Genomic DNA, 23,032 nt, shown 5'->3' with positions numbered 1-23,032 from the left:
GGTAAAAATTCTGACGGGCGAGAGGTGGAAAATGTGCGGACGGTACTCGATCTACGCGTCGATGGATCACTACTTGCGCCAGCTGTCGTTGGATCTGGTCGTGATAAATGGCTATGACCACGAGCCAATAAACCGATACAACGTGGCGCCATCGACCCGAGTCGAGGTCATTCGCCAGAGCGGTGATGAGCTGACTGTGGATAGGGTCAAGTGGGGATGGTCGCCGTTATGGGCGAAGGGGAAACGTCCTGATCCAATCAATGCTCGGGCCGAGACAGTGGTGACGGGAAAGTTCTTCAAGGGGTTGTGGCCAGGAGGCAGGGCTTTAGCGCCTGCCAATGGCTGGTTCGAATGGATACCTGACCCAACAGATCCAAAGCGCAAGCAGCCGTATTACATCACAGGCGGCGACGGAGCCCCGCTTTACTTCGCCGCACTTGCTGAGGTGCACCAGAGCCTCGAACCGGATGAGCGCGACGGGTTCGTGATCATCACAGCGCCGGCGGACGAGGGGCTGATCGACATCCATGACAGAAAGCCCTTAGTGCTCACGCCACAGACCGCTCTAGAGTGGTTGGCCCCTACCACATCGCCTGAGCGCGCTGCAGCGATCGTGGAAACGGGATGCCGCCAGGCTGAGGATTTCAGGTGGTACCCGGTGGGCAAGGCAGTGGGGAATGTACGCAATCAGGGGGCCGAGTTGATAAGGCCGATTCGGTGAAGAGGCAGCAAATCCTTTCTGCGGGCGCACCAGGCCGAGCGAATGTCGAAAATTCGGCGCATGGCATCAAGGTCTGCGCACCCTGTGAGCCCTTTTGTGTTCCAGCCGAGCAAAGGTGGGCTGTGGATCAACGAGCCAAGTGTTACAATCCGCCACTTCAAATCGGCGCTCAAGGCGCTGAACATCCGTGAACGCCGGCAGTACGACACCCGACACACCTACGCAACCATGTGCTTGATGCCTGGGATGAACCCCGCGTTCATCGCGAACCAGCTCGGCCACAGCGTTGAGATGTTGCTCTCTACCTACGCGAAATGGATCAGCTCCTCCTCGGACTGGAGGGAGCTGGAGAAGCTGCCGCCCCGCGTCGAATTGGTCCAAAATTGGCCCAAGAATGACGAGAGGGCCTAAATACACCTCTGGAACCCCCGCAGGACAAGCACTTGATCTCCACAGCTAACATCACCATGCAGTTCGGCTCCAAGCCGCTGTTCGAAAACGTTTCCGTCAAATTCAACAACGGCAACCGCTACGGCCTGATCGGCGCCAACGGTTGCGGCAAGTCGACCTTCATGAAGATCCTCGGCGGTGACCTGGAGCCATCCGGTGGCCAGGTCATGCTCGAGCCGAACACCCGCCTGGGCAAACTGCGCCAGGACCAGTTCGCCTACGAGGAATTCACCGTGATCGATACGGTGATCATGGGCCACGGTCAACTGTGGAAGGTCAAGGCCGAGCGCGACCGCATCTACTCGCTGCCGGAAATGACCGAGGAAGACGGCATGGCCGTCGCCGAGCTGGAAACCGAGTTCGCCGAAATGGACGGCTACACCGCCGAATCCCGCGCCGGCGAACTGCTGCTGGGCCTGGGTATCCCACTGGAGCAACACTTCGGCCCGATGAGCGAAGTGGCACCAGGCTGGAAACTGCGCGTGCTGCTGGCCCAGGCGCTGTTCTCGGACCCGGACGTGCTGCTGCTCGACGAACCGACCAACCACCTGGACATCAACACCATCCGCTGGCTGGAAACGATCCTCACGGCGCGTAACAGCACCATGATCATCATTTCCCACGACCGACACTTCCTCAACAGCGTCTGCACCCACATGGCTGACCTGGATTACGGCGAACTGCGCCTGTTCCCGGGCAACTATGACGAGTACATGACCGCAGCCACCCAGTCGCGTGAGCAACTGCTGTCGGACAACGCCAAGAAGAAAGCCCAGATCGCCGAGCTGCAGACCTTCGTCAGCCGCTTCTCGGCCAACGCCTCGAAGGCCAAGCAGGCGACTTCGCGCGCCAAGCAGATCGACAAGATCCAGCTGGCCGAGGTCAAGCCGTCCAGCCGTGTCAGCCCGTTCATTCGTTTCGAACAGACCAAGAAACTGCACCGCCAGGCCGTGGTCGTCGAAAAAATGGCCAAAGCCTTCGACGACAAGGTGTTGTTCAAGAACTTCGACATCACCGTCGAAGCGGGCGAGCGCGTCGCCATCATCGGCCCCAACGGCATTGGCAAGACCACGCTGCTGCGCACCCTGGTCGGCGAGATGACCCCGGATGCAGGTTCGGTCAAGTGGACCGACAGCGCCGAAGTGGGCTACTACGCCCAGGATCACGCCCACGACTTCGAAGACGACATGACCCTGTTCGACTGGATGGGCCAGTGGACCTCTGGCGAGCAGGTAATCCGCGGCACCCTGGGGCGCATGCTGTTCTCCAACGACGAGATTCTCAAGTCGGTGAAGGTGATTTCCGGTGGTGAGCAAGGCCGCATGCTGTTCGGCAAGCTGATCCTGCAGAAGCCGAACGTACTGGTGATGGACGAGCCGACCAACCACCTGGACATGGAATCGATCGAAGCGCTGAACCTGGCGCTTGAAAACTACCCGGGCACCCTGCTGTTCGTCAGCCACGACCGCGAATTCGTATCGTCGCTGGCCACGCGCATCATCGAGCTGTCGGCCGATGGCGTGGTGGACTTCAGCGGTACCTATGACGACTACCTGCGTAGCCAGGGTGTGCTGGTCTGACTGATGGGGCGGCATGGCCATCTATATGGCTGAGCCGGCCTCTTCGCGGGCATGCCCGCTCCCACAGGTACTGCGCAGGCCTTGAGTACTGTGCGGTAGCTGTGGGGGGGGGCGAGCCAGCGAAGAATCCACCGCCAGTCTCTCAGGCTGGCATTCCCCGACGAATAATTCGTTAGCCTGCTTTCATTTCCCTCCTGTAACAGCCATCATGGAACTACGCCCAACCGCCCGCCCGCGAAAGAGCCCATGACCGCGCAACAACCCGCCCCCACCCGCAATACCCTGCATATCACCCTGCAGATCCTGTCGATCGTTTTCTACACCTTCATTGCCTTCCTCTGCATCGGCCTGCCGATTGCGGTACTGCCCGGCTATGTGCACGACCAGCTGGGCTTTGGCGCGGTGATCGCCGGGGTGACCATAGGCCTGCAATACCTGGCCACCTTGCTCAGCCGCCCGTTTGCCGGGCGCGTTGCCGATACGCTTGGGGGCAAGCGGGCCATCCGCTTCGGCCTGCTGGGGATTGCCAGCTGCGGGGTATTGACCCTGCTGTCGGCCTGGACCCTGACGCTGCCGCTGCTGAGCCTCGCGTTGCTGCTCGCAGGCCGTTTGCTGCTGGGCATCGCCCAGGGGTTGATTGGTGTAGCCACCTTGAGCTGGGGCATCAGCCAGGTCGGCCCCGAACACACCGCCAGGGTGATCTCGTGGAACGGGATTGCGTCTTATGGTGCTATCGCGATAGGCGCCCCCTTGGGCGTACTGGCCGTGGACGGGCTGGACTTCAGCGTACTGGGGCCCGCCTTGCTGGTGCTGGCCGTGGCTGCCCTGCTGGTGCTGCGCAAACGTCCTGACGTGGTGGTGGTGCGCGGCAAGCGCCTGCCCTTCTGGTCCGCGTTCGGCCGTGTCGCCCCGTGTGGCCTGGGCCTGACCCTCGCCTCGATCGGCTATGGCACCCTGACCACCTTTGTCACCCTCTACTACCTGGAGCGCGGCTGGGCCGGTGCTGCCTGGTGCCTGAGTGCGTTTGGTGTGTGCTTCATCATTTCGCGGCTGCTGTTCGTCAATGCGGTCAACCGCTTTGGTGGCTACAACGTGGCGGTCGCCTGCATGGCCACCGAAGTGCTTGGCCTGAGCTTGTTATGGCTGGCACCTTCCCCGGCCTGGGCGCTGGTCGGCGCTGGGCTTACCGGTTTCGGGCTGTCGTTGGTGTACCCGGCGCTGGGCGTAGAGGCAATCAAGCAGGTCCCCAGCAGCAGCCGTGGCGCGGGGCTAGGCGCCTATGCGGTGTTCTTTGACATGGCCTTGGCCATCGCCGGGCCGGTAATGGGCGCAGTGGCCGTGCACTTCGGCTATGCCTCGATCTTCTGCGTGGCGGCCCTGTTGGCCCTGGCCGGGGTGGGCCTAACGCTGTTGCTGTCGCGGCGCGCCCGCCTCGGCTGACCGCTCGCCCGGTTGCGGTGCACCCAGCGCCTGGCTGAAGAACGCCGCCGTTTCGCGCTCCAGCGAATGATGAATATGGCGTCGATCCACGCCCTCGGCATCTTTGCACAGTACGGGCATTCGCGTGTATTGCTCGGCGTCGCAATGGGCCATGAACACAAAGTGGCCGGCGCCGGCCAGCAAGCGGTAATCCGGTGTGACCGGCAGTTTGCGGGCCAGTGCTTCGGCGTTGCGGTCCACGGCCACCAGTTGATCGCTGTCTCCGCTGTAGATCAGGGCGGGTACCTGCACTCCGGCCAGGGCATGGCGCCCGAACAGCAAGCTTAACGGGGCCATCAGCATCACCGCCCCCACCCGCTGGTCTGCCTGGGGCGCCAGCTCGCTGCGGTCGGCAATCAGAATCCCGTGGGTTTTGCAGGCGTCGGCGTCGTTCGGACGTTCCAGGCAGTACTGGCGCAGGCGGTCCAGGTCGGGGCGCGCGCCAGACAGTATCAACGCGGTTTCGCCGCCGGCCGAATAGCCGATCACACCGACCTTGCCTTCATTCAGGTAAGGCCCGAGCAATGCATCGTCACGGGCAGCACCAATGGCAGCGCTGACTTGCAGTGGCCGGCCATAAAGATTGCTCAGGGTACCCAGGCGAGTGTGGTCGCGGGCGTTGTCCCCCGGGTGCACGACAGCTACCACCACGAACCCCTGGCGCGCCAGGGACGTGGCCAGGTAATGCAAGGCCAACGGGCTGCCGGTGTTGCCGTGAGACAACACCAGTAACGGGAACCGGCCCATGGCAACGGGTGCCTCTTCAGCCACCTCGACTGGGTAGCCGTCTATACGGCTGCGATGGGTTGACCCAACGGCCGGATAAAAAGCCAGGGCTTGCATTGGCCGGTTATCGACCGGGTCGGCCAGTGTCATGTGGTGCAGGCCGGCCACCCATGGCGCAGCCTCGGCGTGGGCCAGCAGGCCGGCGAGCAGGGCCAGTGCCAACATGCAGCGTGGAAGGGTCATCGGCCGGCGGTTCCTTGCAGGGCGAAGTGATAGCCCAGCATAGAACCGGCCTGGCCGGCACAGCATGAAAACTGGATGAAACCGTCGTCATGCATGTGGCGTGCGCGCCCTATGCATTTGCGCATGGCATCGAACCCGTGGCATAGATGCAGGTCCACGTCTTTACGTGACCGTTTCGCGCCATTGAAGGAGATTCATGCATGAGCAAGCCCGCCTATGTGCCACCTAAGGTCTGGCGCAACGACGCAGCATCCGGCGGCCAGTTCGCCAGCATCAACCGCCCGGTTGCAGGCCCGACGCACGACAAGGACCTGCCGCAGGGCCAACACCCGCTGCAGTTGTATTCCCTGGCCACGCCCAATGGCGTCAAGGTCACCGTTGCCCTTGAAGAGCTGCTTGCTTTGGGCCACAGCGGTGCCGAGTACGATGCCTGGCTGATCCGCATCGGCGAGGGCGACCAGTTCTCCAGTGGCTTCGTCCAGGTAAACCCCAACTCGAAGATCCCTGCCCTGCTCGACCGTAGTGTCGAGCCACCTGTGCGGGTGTTCGAATCGGGATCGATCTTGCTGTATCTGGCGGACAAGTTCGGTGCCCTGCTGCCGAAATCGCCGGCTGCACGCACCGAAAGCCTGAACTGGTTGTTCTGGCAGATGGGCGCAGCGCCTTACCTGGGTGGTGGCTTTGGCCACTTCTACGTGTATGCACCAGAGAAGGACGAGTACGCCATCAACCGCTTCACCATGGAAGCCAAGCGCCAGCTGGATGTACTCGACCGCCGCCTGGCCGAAAGCCGCTACCTGGGCGGCGACGAGTACAGCATTGCCGATATCGCCGTGTGGCCATGGTATGGCCAGTTGGTGCGCGGCAACCTGTATGGCGCGGCGGAGTTCCTGGCGGTTGACGAATACCCCAACGTGCAGCGCTGGGCCGAAGAAATTGCCCAGCGCCCGGCGGTGCAGCGCGGCACCCGGGTGAACCGGACCTGGGGAGATGAAGACAGCCAGGTGCCCGAGCGGCATTGCGCGGCGGACCTGGATTGAGGGCTAGCCGGGGTCGCTACGCGACCCCAACAATGCCCGCCTGCATAAAACCGTTTGCCCCCGCGCAAACCTGCGTCCGTCAAGCCCTTCTTGTACACTCCTCGCATTAGCCCCCACCTGCACATTTTTTTGGTGAACGCATGATCGAGGTAACCGAGGTTTCCATTGCCGAGCTGCGCGACGCGCTCGAATCGGGCCGCACGACGGCGGTCGAGCTGGTCAAGGCCTACCTGGCGCGTATCGACGCCTACGATGGCGCCGACACCGCCACGGCCCTGAACGCCGTGGTGGTGCGCAACCCGGAGGCGCTGAAAGAAGCCGAGGCCTCCGACGCCCGCCGCGCACAGGGCCAGGTGCTGAGCCCGCTGGACGGCATCCCCTACACCGCCAAGGACAGCTACCTGGTCAAAGGCTTGACCGCTGCTTCCGGCAGCCCTGCCTTCAAGGACCTGGTCGCCCAGCGCGACGCCTTCACCATCGAGCGCCTGCGCGCCGCCGGTGCCGTGTGCCTGGGCAAGACCAACATGCCGCCCATGGCCAACGGTGGTATGCAGCGCGGCGTGTATGGCCGCGCCGAAAGCCCGTACAACGCCAACTACCTGACCGCGCCGTTCGCCTCGGGCTCCTCCAACGGTGCCGGCACCGCCACCGCCGCCAGCTTCAGCGCCTTCGGCTTGGCTGAAGAAACCTGGTCCAGTGGCCGTGGCCCGGCGTCCAACAACGGTTTGTGCGCCTATACCCCATCGCGCGGGGTGATTTCGGTGCGTGGCAACTGGCCGCTGACCCCGACCATGGACGTGGTGGTGCCTTACGCCCGCACCATGGCCGACTTGCTGGAAATCCTCGATGTGGTGGTAGCCGATGACGCTGACAAGCGCGGCGACCTGTGGCGCTTGCAGCCTTGGGTGCCGATTCCGGCAGCGTCGACGGTGCGCCCTGCGTCTTACCTGGATCTGGCCGTGGATGCCGGTGCCCTCAAAGGCAAGCGCTTTGGTGTGCCACGCATGTACATCAATGCGGATGCCGAAGCTGGCACCTCCGAAAAGCCGGGCATCGGCGGCCCGACCGGCCAGCGCATCAACACCCGCGCCACGGTGATCGCCTTGTGGCAGCAGGCGCGCCAGGCCCTGGAAGCGGCCGGTGCCGAAGTACTGGAAGTGGACTTCCCGCTGGTGTCCAACTGCGAGGGCGACCGCCCGGGTGCCCCGACTGTTTACAACCGTGGCATTGTCAGCAAGGAATTCCTGCACGACGAACTGTGGGAGCTTTCGGGCTGGGCCTTCGACGACTTCCTGCGCGCCAACGACGACCCCAAGCTCAACCGCCTGGCCGATGTCGATGGCCCACAGATCTTCCCCCACGACCCGGGTACCCTGCCCAACCGTGAAGACGACCTGGCTGCCGGCATGGACGAATACGTCAACATGGCCAAGCGTGGTCTGAAAACCTGGGACCAGATCGAGACCCTGCCTGACGGCCTGCGCGGCCTGGAAAAGACCCGCAAGCTGGACCTGGAAGACTGGATGGACAATCTGGGCCTGGACGCGGTGCTGTTCCCGACCGTTGCCGATGTGGGCCCGGCCGACGCCGATGTCAACCCGGCCTCGGCCGACATCGCCTGGAGCAACGGTATCTGGGTGGCCAACGGCAACCTGGCGATCCGTCACCTGGGTGTGCCAACCGTCACCGTGCCGATGGGCGTGATGGCCGACATCGGCATGCCGGTGGGGCTGACCTTTGCCGGGCGGGCTTACAGCGACAATGCGCTGTTGAGCTTTGGTGCAGCCTTCGAGGCGACCGGCTCACGCCGCATGATCCCGCCACGCACCCCAGCCCTGAGCTGATTATTGGGGCTGCTTTGCAGCGAAGATCGCACAATTCAACTTAATGTGTAAAAATACACAAAAAGTTGAATTGTGCGATCTGCCATGCCCATCTGCCCCAGCGAAGAACGCCACCTCACCCTCTCTGTGCTCAAGGCCGCCATCCAGGCCTTGGGTAGCGTTGCCGCACGCAACATGGAAATCCTCCTGCACGACCTCGACCACCCGGAGCACTCCGTGGTGGCGATCGTCAACGGCCACCTGTCCGGCCGTAGCGTCGGCAGCCCGATTATTGCAGCCCCGGAACAGGACCAAGGCTTCAAAGCATTGATGCAGGCCTCGGCCGATCAGCGCGGCTGCGAGCCCGTGGTACTCCCCGACTACCCCACCACGCTCAAGGGCCGCACCCTGCGCAGCGCCACCGCTATCTTTCGAGACAGCACCGGCCACCCCTTCGCCAGCCTCTGTGTCAACACCGACATCACCGGCCTGGACGCAGCCATGAGCTTTCTCCAGCAGTTGCAACCGTTGGGTGCCACACCCGCGGTAAGCGAGCCTGCCGACATGGAACTGCTGATGAGTGAAATCATCCAGGCCTCGCTTCAGCGCAGCGGCCAGGGGCGAATGAACAAACAGGCCAAAGTCGAGGCTGTTCGAGTCATGCAGGAGCGTGGCTTGTTCATCGTCAAAGGCGGCGTGGAAAAGGCTGCCAGTGCCCTCGGCGTGACCCGCTACACCATTTACAACTACCTTGAACAATTGCGCGGAGCCAGCCAATGACCTTGCATATCCAAACACCCCTGATCGAATCCCGACCGCTGTCGTTGGCCGCCGGCTGCAATGTCTGGCTCAAACTCGATGCCCTGCAACCTTGCGGCTCGTTCAAGCTGCGCGGGGTGGGCCATGCCTGCGAAGTGCATCAGGCCCGCGGCGCCAAACAGTTCATCTCGTCCTCGGGGGGCAACGCCGGCCTGGCGGTGGCATACGCCGGGCGCAAGCTGGGCGTACCGGTAACCGTAGTAGTCCCCGAAACCACCACTGAGCGAGCCAAGGAATTGCTGCGTCTGGAAGACGCCAAGGTGGTGGTGCATGGCAGCTCCTGGCAAGAAGCCAACGCCCTGGCACAGACCCTCGTCGGCCCGAATGACGCCTTTATCCACCCGTTTGACGACCCGCTGTTGTGGACCGGGCATGCCAGCCTGATCGATGAAGTGGCCGAAGCCGGCGTGAAGCCCGACGCTGTGGTGCTGTCGGTAGGTGGCGGCGGCTTGCTCAGCGGCGTGGTCGAAGGGTTGCAGCGCAACGGGTGGGGCGAGGTACCGGTGCTGGCAGTGGAAACCAACGGTGCAGCTTCGCTGCATGCGGCCATGCAGGCGGGGCATTCGGTTGAACTGGAGCGTATTGCTTCCGTGGCAACGTCGCTGGGGGCAAAGCGCGTCGCAAATCAGGCGCTGATCTGCGCGCAGCAGCACGCGGTGCACAGCCACTTGGTCAGCGATCGCGCAGCGCTGGAGGCCTGCGAGCGGTTCCTGCTGGACCATCGCCTGCTGGTCGAACCGGCGTGCGGGGCCGCGTTGGCATTGGCGTATGCGCCGGGCGCACTGGCGCAATACCAGAGCGTGCTGGTGGTGGTTTGTGGCGGTGCTACCGCAACGCTGGCGCAGATTAAGGCGTGGTTGCAGCAAGCTGATTGAGGCTGCCACCTGTCGGTGGTGATTACGATAGTCACATGCGTCTGTTCTACTGAGCCCGCCGCAACCGGAAAAATGCCCTCGCAACGGCGTCACCCCTGACGAAATGCGTATCGCACCCTTTCGGTCTGCGGCAAGTGAAGGCACAATGCGTGTCCTTTTTTTGGCCGGCCTGGCCGGGGGCCTTTAAATGATCAAGACGCCGTATTACCTCATCGACAAAACCAAGCTGCTCAGCAACATGGAGAAGATCGCCTACGTGCGTGAACACTCCGGTGCCAAGGCGCTGCTTGCCCTCAAGTGCTTCGCCACCTGGTCGGTGTTCGACCTGATGCAGCAGTACATGGACGGCACCACCTCGTCCTCCCTCTTCGAGCTCAAGCTCGGCCGCCAGAAGTTCGCCGGTGAAACCCACGCCTACAGCGTGGCCTGGGCCGACGATGAGGTCGAGGAAATGCTGGAGAACTGCGACAAGATCATCTTCAACTCGATCGGCCAACTGCAGCGCTTTGCCGAACAGTCCGAAGGCAAAGTACGCGGCCTGCGCGTCAACCCGCAAGTCAGCAGCTCCGACTACCTGCTGGCCGACCCGGCGCGCCCGTTCAGCCGCCTGGGCGAATGGGACCCGGCCAAGATCGAACAGGTGATCGAGCAGATCTCCGGCTTCATGTTCCACAACAACTGCGAGAACGGCGACTTCGGCCTGTTCGACAAGATGCTCACGCATATCGAAGAACGCTTCGGCCACCTGCTGCACAAGGTCGAGTGGGTCAGCCTGGGTGGCGGCATTCACTTCACCGGTGAAGACTATGCGGTAGACGCCTTCTGCGCGCGCCTCAAGGCCTTCTCGGAGAAATACGGCGTACAGGTGTACCTGGAGCCGGGCGAAGCGGCCATCACCAACAGCGCCTCGCTGGAAGTGACCGTGCTCGACACCCTGTACAACGGCAAGCACCTGGCCGTGGTCGACAGCTCCATCGAAGCGCACCTGCTCGACCTGCTGATCTACCGCCTCAACGCCAAGATGGCCCCGAATGACGGCGAGCACACCTACATGGTCTGCGGCAAGTCGTGCCTGGCCGGCGACATTTTCGGCGAGTACCAATTCGATCGTCCGTTGGCCATTGGTGATCGCCTGTCGTTCGTCGACACGGCGGGTTACACCATGGTCAAGAAAAACTGGTTCAACGGTCTGAAAATGCCTTCCATCGTGGTCAAGCAACTCGACGGCAGCGTCGAAGTCGTCCGCGAGTTCGGTTTCGAAGACTACGTTTCCAGCCTGTCGTAAGACTGGCTACTCAAGTAAGGAGCAAAGGGTAAATTGAAGAAGAACGTTCTTATCATTGGTGCAGGAGGTGTCGCCAAGGTGGTGGCCCACAAGTGCGCGCAGCATAACGACGAACTGGGTCGTATCGCTATCGCGTCACGGAACATCTCCAAATGCCAGGCCATCATCGACAGCGTCAAGGCCAAGGGTAGCCTCAAGGTACCCGCCGACATCCAGGCCTTCTCGCTCAACGCCCTCGATGTCGAGGCAACCAAGGCACTGATCCGCGAAACCGAATCGCAGATCGTGATCAACGTGGGGTCCGCCTTCCTCAACATGTCGGTGCTGCGCGCCTGCATCGATACCGGTGTCGCCTACCTGGACACCGCCATCCACGAAGAGCCGGGCAAGATCTGCGAAACCCCGCCGTGGTACGGCAACTACGAGTGGAAACACCTCGAAGAGTGCCAACAAAAGAACATCACTGCCATTCTCGGCGTCGGTTTCGACCCGGGTGTGGTGAACAGCTACGCCAAACTGGCGCAGCAGCAGTATTTCGACAGCATTGATTCGATCGACATTCTCGACGTCAATGCCGGTTCGCATGGCAAGTACTTTGCCACCAACTTCGACCCGGAAATCAACTTCCGCGAGTTTACCGGGCAAGTGTGGAGCTGGCAGAACAGCCAGTGGACCAGCAACACCATGTTCGAGGTCAAGCGTACTGACGACCTGCCGGTGGTAGGTTCGCAAAACCTGTACCTGACCGGTCACGATGAAGTTCACTCGATCTCGAAGAACCTCAACGTGCCGAACGTGCGTTTCTGGATGAGCTTCGGCGAGCACTACATCAACGTGTTCACCGTGCTGAAAAACCTGGGCCTGCTCAGCGAGCAACCGGTGAAAACCGCCGAAGGCCTGGAAGTGGTACCGCTGAAAGTGGTCAAGGCCGTACTGCCGGACCCAGCCTCGCTGGCCCCAGGCTACACCGGCAAGACCTGCATCGGTGACCTGGTCAAAGGCACCAAGGATGGCCAGCCGCGCGAAGTGTTCATCTACAACGTGGCTGACCACGAAGAGGCCTACGCCGAAACCGACAGCCAGGGTATTTCCTACACTGCCGGCGTACCGCCAGTGGCTGCCGCCCTGCTGGTAGCTCGTGGCGAGTGGGATGCCAAGCGCATGGTCAACGTCGAGGAGCTGCCAGCCGAGCCGTTCCTCAAGGCGCTGGACGTGATGGGCCTGCCGACCCGCGTTAAAGATGAAAAAGGCGATCGTCCCTGGGACGCTGAAGCCTAAGTAGCAAACAGAAGGGGTGCCACATGGCGCCCCTTCTGCTTTTCCAGGCCAGGCCTCTACTTCCGGGCCTCCAGAATCAGGTTGAACGGCGTTTGCGTCGCCCGCCGGAACCGGCTGAACCCCGCCGCTTCGAACACCGCCCGCAACCGCCCCTCCCCGGCCTGCGCGCCCAGCCCCAAGCCCACTTCCTGCGACAACGAATTCGGCGTGCAGATAAATGTCGACGCGGCATAAAACAACCGCCCGACCGGGTTCAGGTTGCCGTCCAGCGAATCCTCGGCATAAGGCTCTACCAGCATCACCGTACCGTCAGGCTTCAATGCACGGTAGGCGTGCCTGGCGGCCCCCACCGGGTCGCCCATGTCGTGCAGGCAGTCGAAAAAGCACACCAGGTCATGGTCATGCCCCGGGTAATCCTTGGCACTTGCCTGCTGGAAATTCACCCGCTCCGACAGCCCCGCTTCGCGCGCCCGTTCGTTGGCGGTGGTGATAGAGGGACCGTGGTAGTCATAACCTACAAAAGTCGACGCCGGAAATGCCTGGGCCATGACCAGCGTGGAGGCGCCGTGCCCACACCCCACATCCGCCACCTTGGCGCCCGCCTGCAGTTTGGCCACCACACCCTCCAGCGCCGGCAGCCACTCAGCCACCAGGAACGTCCGATAACCCGGCCGGAAGAACCGTTCGGTACCGCTGAACATGCACGGGTGGTGGTCGCCCCAGGCCAGCCCGCCATCGCCGCGCATGGCCGCGACCAGCTTGTCCTTGTCATGGAACAATGCCGCGATCACTGCAGCACCACCCGCCATGTAAGCCGGGGAGTCCTCCAGCGCCAAAGCCATGGCCTGCTCTTCGGGCAACACAAAAAGGCCCTTGTCGTGCGTCATGTAGCCCGATGCCGCCTGGGCGTTCAGCCATTCGCGCACCAACCGAGGGTGGCAGCCGGTTTTGGCCGCCAGCGCCTCGGGCGTGGTCGGCTGGCTGTCGGCCAGGGCCCGGTACAGGCCCAGCTCGTCACCCAGGATGACATTTGCCAGCGTCGCTGCGGCGCCCATGTCGCCCACCAGCTTGCCCATGAAATCATGAAGCCTTGCCTCGTCCATGACCTGCCCTCCTCTGCAAGAAGGCCATCGCCAGCGAGGGACATCCGCTCCGGGGAGGCGGTGGTCGGGGTTATTGGATGGGCCTGCCATAACGCTCGCAAAACAGACCCTGTGTAAGTCTAGTTGGCTTGCTCAGCGCCTTGGGCCTGCTCAGTAAGCTTTTCCAGTAGCGCTTTGGCCAGCAGCTTGTCCGAAAATGGGTTTTGCCCCGTGATCAGTTCGCGGTCCACTACCACATTGGGCTGCCAGGCCTTGGCGTAAGCCATATCGCCACCGGCCGTCGCCATGGCCTTGGCCGGGTAGAACAACAGCCGCTGGCCCTTGAGCGAACCTTCGAACACTTGCTCTTCCGGGTCGGAGAAAATAGTCATCCTGTACCCCTTGTACAACCAGTCGGTGGCGGCCGGTGTTTCACCACGAGCCAACATCCGTTGATAGCTTCCCGGGTCCCGCTGCGCCGAGAGCAAGGCGATGGGGCCATGACAAATAGCGGCCGTAGGCTTGCCAGCCTCATGAAAATGCCGCAGCAAGGCACCGACGTCCGGGTTGTTGGCCAGGTCGATCAAGGGGGCGTGGCCGCCGGGAATGAACAAACCGGCGTACCGCCCCATGTCACTGGCGAGCACCTCTTTCACCGACAAGGTATCGCCAATGTCCGCCAAGCCTTGGACCACCTTCTCGATCCTCCGCATTTCGCTCGCATCACCCGCAAAGTACTGAGGATCGATCGAAAGTGGGTCAACGCTCGGGGCGTTACCCTTGGGAGTCACCAGCACCACCGTGTAACCGGCCTGGAGCAACTGGTCGGCAGGCACGCCGAACTCATTGAGGTAATAGCCGGTGGAATAGGGCTTGCCGTCCTGTAGCGCCAGTTGGTTCTCGCTGGAGAGCAGCACAAGAACTTCACCCTTGGACGAGCCATGGGCGCCACTGGTCAGTAAGGCGGTGGCAATAGTGAGGGCAAGCGAGGACAGCCTGGTCATGCATCAATCTCCTGATCTAAGCGCCGTCTAACATTGGCGGGATGGGCACATCCTAACGACCAGGCTAGAATTCGATAATTCGAATGCTCGCATACCTGTGATCCATAAAATGAATATCACCCGCAAGGATCTCAATCTGCTGCATCTGTTTCATGTGCTTTATCAAGAGCGCAACCTCACCCTCGCCGCGCAGCGCATGGCCCTGAGCCAGCCTGCACTCAGTCACAAGCTCAACAAGCTGCGCCATCAGTTCGGTGATCCATTGTTCATACGCGCCCCGAGGGGCTTGACGCCCACGCCACGCGCTCACGAATTGGCTGCCGAAGTCGAGCGCTTGATCATGGGCCTGGAAAGTTTCTACGAACGCTGCGAAGGGCAGGATTTTCTTTTACGCCCTGCCCGCCTGCACCTGTACAGCACTGATTATGTAGAGCAGACGCTATTACCTGGGCTGCTCCCGATCCTGCGTAACCAGGCGCCAAACTTGACACTGGTCACCCATAACACCCGTGGCCAGCTCCCGCGGGAAGCCTTGGAGAAAGGTACTTGCGACCTTGCCGTCGCCGGATTCTTCACTGACCTGGCGGATAGCTTCCACCAGCAGCGCCTGCTCAGCGATGACTTCGTAGTACTGGCCTCTCGCAGTCATCCTCGCCTTGGAAATGGCCTGGACCTCAACACCTTCCTGGCATGCGACCACCTGCTCACCACCCTCACCGGCGACCTTGATGGTTTGGTCGACCGCGCCTTGCGCGCCCAAGGAAAGCACAGGCGAGTAGTGGCAGGCCTGTCGAGTTTCATAGCCCCCATGCGCATGATACAAGGCACAGACCTTCTGCTTACCTGCCTGCGCTCGCTGGCTATTGAAGCAGTCAAACGTGATGACGACCTGCTCATGTACCCACTTCCGCTGGTACTGCCTGCAATCGAGGTAATGCAGATCTGGCACGAACGCACCCATGCCGATCCCTTGCGCCAGTGGTTCCGCCAGCAACTATGGGCAGTCGCGCAGGAAGTAGCAGCCCGTTCAGGTAACAAAATCTAAATACCACTGTGACATTTTTCGTCAGCGTTCTTGCCAAGGAGCTGTCAGATGAAAGTCACGGTTTTCGGTACTGGCTATGTCGGCCTCACCCAGGCAGCGTGCCTGGCCCATGTGGGACATTCGGTGTTGTGCATGGACGTCGACGCCGAGCGTGTCGCCACACTCAATGGAGGCCATTGCCCTATCTTCGAGCCAGGCCTTGCACCGATGCTGGAAAAAAACCTGGCCTGCGGACGCCTGCGCTTCACCACCGATACCGACGAAGCCACCAATTTCGCAACGGTGCTGTTTATCGCGGTCGGAACCCCTGCACAGGCCGACGGCAGTGCTGACCTGAAACAGGTTTTCACCGTGGTCGACAACATTCTCAAACATGCCGAAGGTGCCAAGTTAATCGTCAACAAATCTACCGCGCCAGTTGGCACCGTGCACCGTATAAAGGAGCGTATTGCACAGGCTGTGGCCGACACCAACCGCTTTCAGGTAATCAGTAATCCCGAATTCCTCAAGGAAGGCTCGGCCGTGGACGATTGCATGCGCCCGGAGCGCATCATTATCGGTGGCGCCACGCCAGCCGAGGTAGAGTTGCTGCGCGAGCTATACCTGCCGTTCAACCGAAATCGCGAAAAATTCATGGTCATGGATGCGCGTAGCGCCGAGCTCAGTAAATACGCAGCCAACTGCATGCTGGCCACCAAGATTTCCTTCATGAACGAAATCGCCAATCTGGCCGAGCATTTAGGTGCCGACATCGAAATGGTACGTCGCGGGATCGGCTCAGACTCGCGCATTGGCTACGACTTCATCTACGCCGGCTGCGGTTTCGGCGGTTCGTGCTTCCCCAAGGATCTGCAAGCCCTGCGCCGCAGCGCCGAAGCCGAAGGCTTCGAGCCGCAGCTGCTGCGCGCGGTAGAGTCGATCAACGAACAGCAAAAAGGCCGGCTGTTCAACAAGATCCAGCGTCACTACTCACGCGGACTGCGTGGCAAGGTCTTTGCGTTGTGGGGACTGTCGTTCAAGCCCAATACCAACGACATTCGCGAAGCCTCCAGCCGGGTGGTACTTGAGGCGCTGTGGGCTGCCGGGGCACGAGTACAGGCGCACGACCCTCAGGCGATGCCGGAAATTCTGCGGCATTACGGCCCACGCGCCGACCTGCAGCTTGTGCCTTCCAAGGAAGCTGCCCTGCAAGGCGCTGATGCCTTGGTGATCGTGACGGAATGGCAAGACTACCGTGTGCTCAACCTGGAGACGGTGCCCCAATTGCTTGCAGACCGAGTGGTATTCGATGGCCGCAACCTTTACGAGCCTGACCACATGGCCTCTGCAGGCCTGACATACTACGGTATTGGACGTGGCCAAGTGCCGCCAGCCAGCAGTGAACCTTGGCCGGCCGCTTTCAAGCAGCCGGCCATAGCCACTTACGGTGCAGCATTACTGCCTGGCGGATTGAGCTGCAGCACCTCATTGGTGTATGCCCATTCCTTCTGTACCTGGTCCGGGTGGTCATTGAGGCGAATGCCATAGGACGGGATGATCTGCTTGATCTTGGCCTGCCATTCCGGCGTTGCCACCTTGTCCTTGAACACCTTGTTCAGCACATCGAGCATGATGGGTGGTGCGGTCGAGGCACCCGGCGAAGCCCCCAGCAAGCCGGCGATACTGCCGTCCTTGGATGTCACCACCTCGGTACCGAGCTTGAGCACGCCACCCAATGCTTCGTCCTTCTTGATGATCTGCACCCGCTGGCCGGCCTGCCACAGCCGCCAGTCTTCCTTCTTCGCCCCGGGGAAGTAGGTGCGCAGCGCTTCGAAGCGGTCATTGTCGGATTGCAGCACCTGGCCGATCAGGTACTGCACCAGGTCAAACTCGCGTACGCCCACCCGCACCATCGGCCAGGCGTTGTGCACACTGGTACTGGCAAGCAGGTCAAGCAGCGAGCCCTGTTTGAGGAACTTGGTCGAGAACGTGGCGAACGGCCCGAACAGAATCATCCGCTTGCCATCGAGCACCCGGGTGTCCAGGTGCGGCACCGACATCGGCGGTGCACCGGTCGCGGCAATGCCATAGGCCTTGGCCATGTGGCGCTGGGCGATGGCCGGGTTGTCGGTGACCAGGAACGAGCCGCCGACCGGGAAGCCGGCATAGTCCTTGGCTTCGTCGATACCCGACTTCTGCAGCAGCGGTAACGCCGCACCACCGGCACCAATGAACAGGAACCTGGCGTCAGTGGCCGCCTTGCTGCCGTCTTTCAGGTTCTTGTATTCGACATGCCAGGAGCCATCACCGTTGCGGGTAATGTCCTGCACCTCGGTGGACAGTTTGAGGTCGAAGTTGGGCCGAGTCTGCAGGTAACCCACGTACTGCCGGGTGATCTCGCCAAAATTCACATCGGTGCCGATTGGCGTCCAGGTCACGGCCAGTTTCTGGTTGGGATCGCGCCCTTCCATCATCAACGGCACCCACTTGCGGATCTGCTCGTGGTCTTCGGAGTACTGCATGGGCTTGAACAACGGGCTGGCCTGCAGCGCCTCATAGCGCTTTTTCAGGAAGCGGATGTTGTCGTCCCCCCACACGAAGCTCATGTGCGGCGTGGTATTGATGAAGGAATGCGGGTTCTTCAACACGCCCTGCTTCACCTGCCAGGCGAGGAACTGGCGGGTGACCTGGAACGACTCGTTGATCTCCACGGCTTTGCTGATGTCGATCTTGCCGTCTTTTTCCGGCGTGTAGTTGAGTTCGGCCAAGGCCGAGTGGCCGGTGCCGGCGTTGTTCCAGCCGTTGGAACTTTCTTCGGCCACCTTGTCCAGGCGCTCGACCATCTCCATCGACCAGCCTGGCTCCAGCTCGTTGAGCCAAACGGCCAGCGTGGAACTCATGATGCCGCCGCCCACCAGCATCACGTCCACCTTTCTGGTTTCCGCTGCCTGGGCATTGAGCATGCTCAATGCCAGCGCCAGCCCGGCCAGCGCCAGTTCCGGCTTGATGGTGATCTTCATAACCTCTCCCGTGCCTCGTTGCTGTCCGTTAGTCCGGCACAAGCTTAGCTGATGGATTTACTCGGGTATGTTCAAGGCGGAGCTTCGTGCCCCTTGCAATTCATGAATTCTCAAAATACTGTATGAATATTCAGTATCGCGAGTCAGTCACATGCAGCTCATCGCCAAACTCGGCATCCTCGCCGACGCCGCCAAGTACGACGCCTCCTGCGCCAGCAGCGGCGCGCCCAAGCGTAATTCACGCGGCGGTGATGGCCTGGGCGCCACCAACGGCATGGGCATCTGCCACAGCTACACCCCCGACGGCCGCTGCGTCTCGCTGCTCAAGGTGCTATTGACCAACTTCTGCCTGTACGACTGCCAGTACTGCGTCAACCGCCGCTCCAGCAACGTACCTCGCGCGCGCTTTTCCCCCGAAGAGGTGGTCCGCCTGACGCTGGACTTCTACCGGCGGAACTGCATCAGCGGCCTGTTCCTTAGCTCCGGCATCATCCGCTCGGCGGACTACACCATGGAGCAGTTGATCCGCGTAGCCCGGTTGCTGCGCGAAGAACACAACTTCCGCGGTTACATTCACCTCAAGACCATCCCGGATGCCGACCCCCTGCTGATCGAAGAAGCCGGCCGCCTGGCCGACCGACTCAGCGTCAACATCGAGCTGCCCACCGACGCCAGCCTCAAGCGCCTGGCACCGGAAAAACAGGCGCATACCATCCGCCAGGCAATGGGCGTGATTCACCTGGGCCAGCAAGCGGTGGCCAACGAACCCAAAGCCCCGCGCTTCACCCCTGCCGGCCAAAGCACCCAAGTGATCGTCGGTGCCGACAGCACCGACGACAGCACCCTGCTGCGCAATGCCGAGTCGCTGTATCAAGGCTATGGCCTCAAACGCGTGTATTACTCTGCGTTCAGCCCGATCCCAGACAGCCCGGGCAGCGTACCCTTGGCTGCCCCGCCGCTACTGCGCGAGCACCGCCTGTACCAGGCCGACTTCCTGCTGCGTGGCTACGGCTACAAGGCGGGTGAACTGCTGGGCCAGAGCGGCAACCTGGCGCTGGACATCGACCCAAAGCTGGCCTGGGCGCTGGCCAACCGGGAGGTATTCCCGCTGGACGTGAACCGCGCCGAGCCCGCGCTGCTGGCGCGTATTCCCGGCATTGGCCTGCGTAGCGTGCAACGCCTGGTCGCACTGCGCCGAGAGCGGCGCATTCGCTATGACGACCTCATTCAGCTGCGCTGCGTGCTGGACAAGGCACGGCCGTTCATCGTCACCAGCGATTATCGCCCGGCCCAGGCCGAGCTGCGCAGCGGCCTGCTAAGGGCGCGTTTGCGTGAGCCGCAGGCGCCCGTGCAGATGGGGTTGTGGGGATGATCGCGCTCGATTGTGATGACCAGTTCGCCACTTGGCGGGATCAGGCCCGGGTGTTGCTGGGGCATGGCATCGACCCCGCCGAGGTCACCTGGTCGCAAGGCCCGATGGCCGACCTGCTGGCAGCACCGGCAGCGCCCCCGGAAGGCCCAGGCCCCTTTCGTGCCAAAGTCCCGGCCGTGCTGCTGAGCCAGTTGGAGCAGGCTGCCCGTTATCGTGGCGAACAGCGCTGGAACCTGCTGTATGAAGTGCTCTGGCGTGTTGCCCATGGCGACCGCACGGCGATGCTGGCAGGTGACCGATTGGGCAGTGAGTTGCAACGGCGCATCAAGCAAGTCACCCGGGAGGCGCATCACCTGCATGCCTTTGTGCGCTTCGTACCGCTGCCAGAGGCGTTGGCCGATCGCCTGCAACTTGATCTGGTGGCTTATCACGAACCGGCGCATGACGTTCTGGAAAGTGCCAGCCCCCATTTTGCCGACCGTCTGGGGCGTTTACGCTGGTTGATCGCCACCCCACAGGATGGCATTCGCTTTGACGGCCAGCAGTTCGATTACCAACGCCATTGCCCTGAGGATTGGCAGCAATGGGCACGCAACGCCGACGACCCTGGCGCCGAACTGTGGCGCACCTATTATCGCCATACCTTCAACCCTGCCCGCCTCAACCCGGATGCCTTGCGCCTGCACATGCCCGGGCGTTTCTGGCGGCATTTGCCGGAAGGCATGCTGATACCGCAGCTTGAAGGCCTTGCTCGCCAAGGCAAGCAACGGGACGGCCAAGCCCTTGAAGTGGCCTCCCAGGCCGGCAAACAGATCAGTAAACCCACACAGTCCTACAGCAACCACCCGACATCGCCCTCATCCAGCACACCGCCATGATCCGTTCGGTCGCCTTTGCGCGCCACCGCCGCGCCTTCGATCAGGAAATGCTCTGCCCCACTCTCGATAACCGCACCACACGTGGTGCGGTCACCTACCCTCGCAACTGCCCTGCCGTTGAAGGTATAGGTGGCACTGCCGCTCTCTACCTGATTGACGCCATGCAGCGGGCATTCATGTCGGTGGCCTACAAGTACAACCGGGTTCATTGGGTTTCTCCTTCAGACGGTGCTGTACGGGATTCACGGTCAATGTCTGCTGGCCACACAACCTTTGGGGCCAAGCAATGCATGTGGCTGAGGCCGTCGTCGTCGTTCCAGTCGCGGGGTGGGTGCACGAATTTTGGCAAGGCTTCGGGGCCTTGTTGCATGAACAGACGGGCGATGGCCCAGTAGGCTTCACCTCGATATAGGTTGGAGGTGAACACCACCCGGTCAATGACTTCGTTGGTTTCCGGGTTGCGGACAGACAGCTTTACGTTTTCGATAACACCGCCATGGCCGGGGGCGTAGACGCGGTAGACCTCGGCTGTCACGTCGTCCCAATCGTAGGCGATTGGTTTGACGCCCCAGTGCTTATGGCTGAACAGGTAGATGTAATGGAATTTATATTGATAGAGATATATCTTTCTCCGATGGCGGTTGAAACGTATTGGCTCGTCTCTTGGGAGCGTCAAGTCAATCTTTACAATAGCTGCAACAGCCCACACGCCGACCAAAGGTGCCAGAATCATAACAAGAGCAACATGCCAGTCACGCGACCAACTAATATGAAACATATCCCAATACAAAGAGATAAGCGCCAAAACCGATATCACCAAGCCTGGAACCCCAAGAAGAACTGCAACACCACGCAAACCGACCGTAGATCGAGAGAGCTCTAGATACACATCATCCAAATAGTTTGGTGATGGATTTATATTATCTAAATTAAAGCACGGAACCGCTTGCGAACTGACTTGGGGAAGATCATAGCTCCAGCACATGGCGCGCTTCCAAAGCCCCTTGGATCTAACCATCATTCGTTCTCCTCTTGGACGCAAACCTCAGCATAAGCCTCCGATAGTGCTTTATCTGGCCAGTACATTACAAGTAACGTCACTGCACGAATAGTATGTAACCCAATAGCTGCCATGAGTTCTACAGCGCCTGTGATTTCCATCCAAGACATAGCCTGACGCTCTGACCCCGACGACCTTCTCTTTCTCTTCACTGAAAAATCAGGTTTATAGTCTGGATTTTTCGGCTTGGAAAATTCAGAGAATAATTGAGTCTTATTCAGAGCATCGACTGGGAGAGCTTGATACTCATCGATAAGCAGGGTCTCACCGCCATTGAAATCGGGGAACTTTCCGTCACCGTAACGATGCACAACCAGGGTCCAGCGAAAGGCCGAGCGCTCATCACTGAACGCAGGAAGTACAACTTGAAACCTAATTTTATGTTCTAGCTCCAAGCTTACCAAACCTCCTATTTTGGAAGCTGTCGAATCGCTTGTGCGCTTGGATTCAAAATCCACCGCCGCTTGGACGCCGAGCGTAGCTGCATTAAGCTCCGCAAATGCAATGTCTGCATACTCGGGAACGCGCCAATGCACTGCCGACTTTTCATTAGCCTTTCCAAAATAGCATCGCCGAGCCCAAAGCTCCAATGCGGTAGATTCATTTCCTTCAGCCCACTTGCCAAGTGCGTAGGCTGTGAGTGCCAGCGCTATAGCTAGACCCAAAGGTCCTAATAAAAAAGTATCAAACGCTGCGTAGGCAAATAGCCCGGTTGAGAAACCATATACAAAACCTGCGCTAAAATATATCCTCCCTGCTCTGTCATCTCCTTTTGCCGAAGCGCGCTCTGACGCGACAAATGCTTGTGCCGTATCAAATATTCCAGCCATTGCACTTACCATGGCACCTAATTTCATTAACGAAACGCCCGAAGCTCCCTTAATCCCCGATATACCCATTCGGCCAGCACTTGACTTCATCACGAGCCCAACCAGCTCAATTTGCCCTCCCAGCAATCCCAATTGCGACCCTTGCAGCGCCAGCTTGGCCTCATGTGCCTTGGGCCCAATCTCGGTTTCTGCTTTATCCTGGTTTCTGCTCAGGCTGTCGTGTTGCAAATACAACCCGCCTATCGCGAGCAATACTTCCCAACTGCCTGCCACACCCCGCAAGCCGCTAAAGCCAGTTCGCACCAACTGCGCCGCCTGCTGCGAAGTAATGCGCACTTCCTCCAACACCTTGCGCGCATTCGCCTCCAGCGTCCCCGCCGCCACCGAGATATCCACCAAGGCAATCTGTGCCGCACTGCTCGCCTGGGTCACCTTCATGCTGG

19 protein-coding genes and 2 pseudogenes are annotated in these 23,032 nt (G+C 60.9%); 14 read left to right on the top strand and 7 right to left on the bottom strand.

Annotation, left to right across the window (positions count from 1 at the left end):
• Positions 1–31 precede the first annotated feature (31 nt).
• The 4 genes from B9A31_RS21420 (at position 32) to B9A31_RS21405 (ending at position 4,191) form a co-directional block, all read left to right on the top strand.
• Positions 32–721 (top strand): SOS response-associated peptidase family protein, encoded by a 690-nt coding sequence (locus B9A31_RS21420; protein WP_019097558.1) that lies wholly within the window; start codon positions 32–34, stop codon positions 719–721.
• A 42-nt stretch (positions 722–763) separates the two neighbouring features.
• Positions 764–1,132: a site-specific integrase gene (locus B9A31_RS21415; RefSeq protein ID WP_019097559.1), complete on the top strand. Its 369-nt coding sequence runs from the start codon at positions 764–766 to the stop codon at positions 1,130–1,132.
• 32 nt (positions 1,133–1,164) lie between these two features.
• Entirely contained in the window at positions 1,165–2,751 is a 1,587-nt protein-coding gene (locus B9A31_RS21410; protein ID WP_016715632.1) for an ABC-F family ATPase, read from the top strand.
• A 246-nt stretch (positions 2,752–2,997) separates the two neighbouring features.
• Positions 2,998–4,191 carry an MFS transporter gene (locus B9A31_RS21405; protein ID WP_019097582.1) on the top strand — a complete coding sequence of 398 codons (1,194 nt, stop codon included), beginning with the start codon at positions 2,998–3,000 and terminating at the stop codon, positions 4,189–4,191.
• Here the strand turns inward: B9A31_RS21405 and B9A31_RS21400 are convergent.
• On the bottom strand, positions 4,153–5,199 hold the full coding sequence (locus B9A31_RS21400; RefSeq protein ID WP_027609382.1) for an alpha/beta hydrolase family protein: 1,047 nt from the start codon (positions 5,197–5,199) through the stop codon (positions 4,153–4,155). The two genes, B9A31_RS21405 and B9A31_RS21400, sit on opposite strands and share 39 nt — an antisense overlap.
• A gap of 200 nt (positions 5,200–5,399) precedes the next feature.
• Here B9A31_RS21400 and yghU point away from each other — a divergent pair, with 200 nt between their 5' ends.
• From yghU to B9A31_RS21370, 6 genes are all read left to right on the top strand, one after another.
• The gene (gene yghU / locus B9A31_RS21395; protein WP_019097584.1) at positions 5,400–6,239 is read left to right on the top strand and encodes a glutathione-dependent disulfide-bond oxidoreductase; all 840 of its coding nucleotides are present in this window, start codon (positions 5,400–5,402) and stop codon (positions 6,237–6,239) included.
• Positions 6,240–6,379: 140 nt separating this feature from the next.
• Positions 6,380–8,083, top strand: a complete 1,704-nt coding sequence (locus tag B9A31_RS21390; RefSeq protein WP_025754184.1) for an amidase — start codon at positions 6,380–6,382, stop codon at positions 8,081–8,083.
• Positions 8,084–8,167: 84 nt separating this feature from the next.
• Positions 8,168–8,842: a helix-turn-helix transcriptional regulator gene (locus B9A31_RS21385; protein WP_084297338.1), complete on the top strand. Its 675-nt coding sequence runs from the start codon at positions 8,168–8,170 to the stop codon at positions 8,840–8,842.
• Positions 8,839–9,756: a pyridoxal-phosphate dependent enzyme gene (locus B9A31_RS21380; RefSeq protein WP_084297337.1), complete on the top strand. Its 918-nt coding sequence runs from the start codon at positions 8,839–8,841 to the stop codon at positions 9,754–9,756. The genes B9A31_RS21385 and B9A31_RS21380 overlap by 4 nt, the downstream gene beginning before the upstream one ends.
• Before the next feature lie 187 nt (positions 9,757–9,943).
• Entirely contained in the window at positions 9,944–11,041 is a 1,098-nt protein-coding gene (gene nspC / locus B9A31_RS21375) for a carboxynorspermidine decarboxylase (RefSeq protein ID WP_016715639.1), read from the top strand.
• A 33-nt stretch (positions 11,042–11,074) separates the two neighbouring features.
• Complete coding sequence (locus B9A31_RS21370; RefSeq protein ID WP_016394970.1) at positions 11,075–12,319, top strand: saccharopine dehydrogenase family protein; 1,245 nt, start codon at positions 11,075–11,077, stop codon at positions 12,317–12,319.
• Between the two features lie 56 nt (positions 12,320–12,375).
• Here the strand turns inward: B9A31_RS21370 and B9A31_RS21365 are convergent, their stop codons facing one another.
• Together B9A31_RS21365 and B9A31_RS21360 are read right to left on the bottom strand one after the other, a co-directional pair.
• Complete coding sequence (locus tag B9A31_RS21365; RefSeq protein WP_019096777.1) at positions 12,376–13,422, bottom strand: class I SAM-dependent methyltransferase; 1,047 nt, start codon at positions 13,420–13,422, stop codon at positions 12,376–12,378.
• Between the two features lie 119 nt (positions 13,423–13,541).
• Positions 13,542–14,405, bottom strand: coding sequence for a type 1 glutamine amidotransferase domain-containing protein (locus tag B9A31_RS21360; RefSeq protein WP_025754187.1), 864 nt, complete (start codon positions 14,403–14,405; stop codon positions 13,542–13,544).
• Positions 14,406–14,514: 109 nt separating this feature from the next.
• On the opposite strand from B9A31_RS21360, the gene B9A31_RS21355 reads away from it, so the two are divergent.
• Together B9A31_RS21355 and B9A31_RS21350 are read left to right on the top strand one after the other, a co-directional pair.
• A complete protein-coding gene (locus B9A31_RS21355; RefSeq protein ID WP_084297336.1) occupies positions 14,515–15,450 on the top strand; it encodes a LysR family transcriptional regulator in 936 nt (311 codons plus the stop codon).
• Positions 15,451–15,498: 48 nt separating this feature from the next.
• A pseudogene (locus B9A31_RS21350) lies at positions 15,499–16,824 on the top strand (UDP-glucose/GDP-mannose dehydrogenase family protein); the annotation flags it as partial.
• A 47-nt stretch (positions 16,825–16,871) separates the two neighbouring features.
• Here B9A31_RS21350 and mqo read toward each other — a convergent pair.
• Positions 16,872–18,449 (bottom strand): malate dehydrogenase (quinone), encoded by a 1,578-nt coding sequence (mqo, locus tag B9A31_RS21345; protein WP_025754189.1) that lies wholly within the window; start codon positions 18,447–18,449, stop codon positions 16,872–16,874.
• Between the two features lie 151 nt (positions 18,450–18,600).
• Between mqo and B9A31_RS21340 the strand changes: the two genes are divergently transcribed.
• A complete protein-coding gene (locus B9A31_RS21340) occupies positions 18,601–19,821 on the top strand; it encodes a putative DNA modification/repair radical SAM protein (RefSeq protein WP_019096772.1) in 1,221 nt (406 codons plus the stop codon).
• The gene (locus tag B9A31_RS21335) at positions 19,812–20,699 is read left to right on the top strand and encodes a TIGR03915 family putative DNA repair protein (RefSeq protein ID WP_025754190.1); all 888 of its coding nucleotides are present in this window, start codon (positions 19,812–19,814) and stop codon (positions 20,697–20,699) included. The genes B9A31_RS21340 and B9A31_RS21335 overlap by 10 nt, the downstream gene beginning before the upstream one ends.
• Here B9A31_RS21335 and B9A31_RS21330 read toward each other — a convergent pair.
• The 3 genes and pseudogenes from B9A31_RS21330 to B9A31_RS21320 all read right to left on the bottom strand — a co-directional run.
• The gene (locus B9A31_RS21330) at positions 20,654–20,908 is read right to left on the bottom strand and encodes a PAAR domain-containing protein (protein WP_025754191.1); all 255 of its coding nucleotides are present in this window, start codon (positions 20,906–20,908) and stop codon (positions 20,654–20,656) included. The two genes, B9A31_RS21335 and B9A31_RS21330, sit on opposite strands and share 46 nt — an antisense overlap.
• The gene (locus B9A31_RS27575) at positions 20,905–21,720 is read right to left on the bottom strand and encodes a DUF6708 domain-containing protein (RefSeq protein WP_256576277.1); all 816 of its coding nucleotides are present in this window, start codon (positions 21,718–21,720) and stop codon (positions 20,905–20,907) included. The genes B9A31_RS21330 and B9A31_RS27575 overlap by 4 nt, the downstream gene beginning before the upstream one ends.
• Positions 21,717–23,032, bottom strand: a pseudogene (locus tag B9A31_RS21320) (hypothetical protein); the annotation flags it as partial. The pseudogene B9A31_RS21320 and the gene B9A31_RS27575, both read right to left, overlap by 4 nt.

This window comes from Pseudomonas sp. URIL14HWK12:I5, assembly GCF_900176445.1.
GTDB lineage: Bacteria > Pseudomonadota > Gammaproteobacteria > Pseudomonadales > Pseudomonadaceae > Aquipseudomonas > Aquipseudomonas monteilii.
This window is presented reverse-complemented; position numbering and strand designations above follow the sequence as displayed.

Coding starts and splice junctions, on each gene's coding strand:
- B9A31_RS21360 (WP_025754187.1), bottom strand. CDS start 14,405: ATGACCAGGCTGTCCTCGCTTGCCCTCACTATTGCCACCGCCTTACTG.
- nspC (WP_016715639.1), top strand. CDS start 9,944: ATGATCAAGACGCCGTATTACCTCATCGACAAAACCAAGCTGCTCAGC.
- B9A31_RS21405 (WP_019097582.1), top strand. CDS start 2,998: ATGACCGCGCAACAACCCGCCCCCACCCGCAATACCCTGCATATCACC.
- B9A31_RS21385 (WP_084297338.1), top strand. CDS start 8,168: ATGCCCATCTGCCCCAGCGAAGAACGCCACCTCACCCTCTCTGTGCTC.
- B9A31_RS21390 (WP_025754184.1), top strand. CDS start 6,380: ATGATCGAGGTAACCGAGGTTTCCATTGCCGAGCTGCGCGACGCGCTC.
- B9A31_RS21420 (WP_019097558.1), top strand. CDS start 32: ATGTGCGGACGGTACTCGATCTACGCGTCGATGGATCACTACTTGCGC.
- B9A31_RS27575 (WP_256576277.1), bottom strand. CDS start 21,720: ATGATGGTTAGATCCAAGGGGCTTTGGAAGCGCGCCATGTGCTGGAGC.
- yghU (WP_019097584.1), top strand. CDS start 5,400: ATGAGCAAGCCCGCCTATGTGCCACCTAAGGTCTGGCGCAACGACGCA.
- B9A31_RS21380 (WP_084297337.1), top strand. CDS start 8,839: ATGACCTTGCATATCCAAACACCCCTGATCGAATCCCGACCGCTGTCG.
- B9A31_RS21415 (WP_019097559.1), top strand. CDS start 764: ATGTCGAAAATTCGGCGCATGGCATCAAGGTCTGCGCACCCTGTGAGC.
- B9A31_RS21330 (WP_025754191.1), bottom strand. CDS start 20,908: ATGAACCCGGTTGTACTTGTAGGCCACCGACATGAATGCCCGCTGCAT.
- B9A31_RS21365 (WP_019096777.1), bottom strand. CDS start 13,422: ATGGACGAGGCAAGGCTTCATGATTTCATGGGCAAGCTGGTGGGCGAC.
- B9A31_RS21400 (WP_027609382.1), bottom strand. CDS start 5,199: ATGACCCTTCCACGCTGCATGTTGGCACTGGCCCTGCTCGCCGGCCTG.
- B9A31_RS21340 (WP_019096772.1), top strand. CDS start 18,601: ATGCAGCTCATCGCCAAACTCGGCATCCTCGCCGACGCCGCCAAGTAC.
- B9A31_RS21355 (WP_084297336.1), top strand. CDS start 14,515: ATGAATATCACCCGCAAGGATCTCAATCTGCTGCATCTGTTTCATGTG.
- mqo (WP_025754189.1), bottom strand. CDS start 18,449: ATGAAGATCACCATCAAGCCGGAACTGGCGCTGGCCGGGCTGGCGCTG.